Origin of the sequence: Sneathia sp. DSM 16631 (assembly GCF_014892235.1) — a bacterium.
In the GTDB taxonomy this organism is placed as follows: domain Bacteria; phylum Fusobacteriota; class Fusobacteriia; order Fusobacteriales; family Leptotrichiaceae; genus Sneathia; species Sneathia vaginalis.
Map to the genome: position 1 here is coordinate 1 of NZ_JADBHL010000030.1, position 2,390 is coordinate 2,390.

The 2,390-nt window shown below is 30.4% G+C and carries 2 protein-coding genes; both read right to left on the minus strand.

Annotated elements, in window-relative coordinates:
• On the minus strand, positions 1–305 hold a 305-nt coding region (locus tag IMK15_RS06255), incomplete at its 3' end, for a hypothetical protein (protein ID WP_192942279.1).
• A 263-nt stretch (positions 306–568) separates the two neighbouring features.
• Positions 569–2,390, minus strand: a 1,822-nt coding sequence (locus IMK15_RS06260) for a hypothetical protein (RefSeq protein ID WP_192942280.1), incomplete at its 5' end; no start/stop codon positions are given.

The following is a 2,390-nucleotide window of genomic DNA, read 5'->3' on the forward strand; positions in this document are numbered from 1 at the left end:
TTAGCGTATACACTTGAATGATCTAATAGATTATCAGTGTATTTTTCAGTTGTTAATGGATTTTCTTTTGATATACCCTTAAGATCCTTGTTAGCTAATACAGCACCTAAAGTAAATCTATTAACTTTCACTTCACCTTTAACTGATAATTCTTCTACATCACCAGATATTTTAGTTTCATTACTTACATTTTGTCTAAATGTTACTCCACCTTTAGCAGTACCTTCAACAAATCCTTTTGGTGATTCTACTGCTAATGTAGTCATTGATGCAATCACGCTTGCTAATAATATTGTTTTTTTCATAATTGTTTTCTCCTTTTTTTATTTTTTTATAGTAGTCAAGTATATTATATCCAAAAAACGCTGAATAAAAAATAGATAAAATAGAAAACAAGTGTTTGATACTTAACTAAAACGTTGAATATACAATTTGTTCTTTTAAATAAACGCAATTTGTAGCTATAGTTTTTTTTACTAAAATGAAGAAATCAAAGCGAAATCTCATTAATAAAAAAGAGGCTTTCGCCTCTTTTCGACTATATATTAAATTTCCAATAAGAATTGGCTTATTTCCATTCATATCTCATGTTTAATGAACCTTTAATACCTGTATTCTTGTATCCAAATTCATTAAATTCATTTAATCCGAATCTTACTGGTACTTCAACTGAACCTTTAACCTTTAATTCTTCTATAGGTTTGTATTCAACTGAAACCTTTGGTGCTAATACTAAGCTTGGATTGCATATTCCAGCATAGATATCAGCAAATGTAGCTGTAACATTTCCTTCTGGGCTTACAACTAATTTATCATTTAATAACTTGAAGTCATATTTTGCACCAGCGTGTAATTTAACATATCCTGTTGTATAAGCAGGGTATTTGAATAACTTATCATAAGCTGAATGATATCTACCAGCAAATACACCATCAGCAGTTAATGTTAAGTTCTTAACACCAGTATATTTAGCACCTAATTTAGCACCGAAGTTTACTAAGTCAACCTTAGATACTAATCCAGCAGTTGCTTTCTTAGCTGCTTTGTATAGTTCTTCTGGGAATTTATTCTTAATATCTTCTAATGCTTTTTTAGCACCAGCAACAGGGTCAGTAGTTAATGTAGTTTCTAATTGTTGTCCAGTAGAACCATTATTATTATCAATTGCTGTTACTTTTCCATCTTCTAGTTTATACTTAGTAGGACTTGCTTTAAATGCATCTTTATCAAATGTATCTCTATCTTTTTCAGCATTTGCTAATGTAGTACCTTTAGCTTTAGCTCCTCCGTTATCAACTATTGTATCTAATTCATCTTTAGCTTTCTTAATCTTACCTTCAGCAGTTTCGCTACCATATGCAGCTATTTCTTTAGTAAGTTTTTCAATTTCTGCATCAATATCTTTTGTATCTACAAATTCAGCTTTTACTTTTGCAGTTAATGAATCTTTATATCCTTCTAATGCAGTTTTTTTCTTGTCTAAAGCTTTTTTTTCTGCATTTAATTTATTTAATTCAGCTTGTTTATCATGTGCTTTTTGTGCTACATCTTTTTGAACTTGTACAGCTATTTCATTAACATCTTTTTGTGCATCGTCTACAGCCTTCTTTAATGCTTCTACTTTAAGACCATATGCCTTATTGTAATTTTCAAGAGCTAAATTGTATGCTTTCATCTTTGCTTCGTTTGCTTCTAAATCTTTTAAAGCTTTTACTGCTTCATCATAAGCTTTTCTTTGTTCCTTAGCTTCTTTTTGTGCGTTAGCAAGGAAGTCTTTATCACCTGACATTATGCTTTGAGCATATAGGTATTCAAATGGATTTGAAATATAGTTTTCTAATGATCCATTATCAAAGTGTATGTGTTGTACGAATGCTCCTGCTGTTAATTCTAGGTCTTTTACTCCTGTGTATTTAGCATCTAATTCATATGAGTGTGCATATGCATCTTTATTTAATACTATATCTGAATCTGTTATGATATCTTTAACTTTTGAAGTACCTTTTACTTGGTATTTAAAGTTGAATTTACCATCTAATTCTAGATCCTTAACTCCTTTATAGTTTGCTCCAGCTTTTAATGATACAGCCATGTTCTTATCTGTCTTACCATCGTCTTCTTTTTCGTCTATAAAGTTGAATTCTCCATTTAATTTAGTATCTTTTAATCCTACATATGTTCCTTTTGTCTTTAATTCAGCTTTTCTGAATCCATCTTTTGCATATACGTGCCCTATAGTTAAGCTTGCTTCTAGGTCTTCAAAGTTATTTAATTTCTTTGCTCCTAATTTTAATGTGTGTTCTGATGAAGCTGCTTTACCATATTCTCCATCTTTCTTTTCAAATGGGAATGTAGTCTTTGAAGTTAATGATACTTCTGCACCATTACTG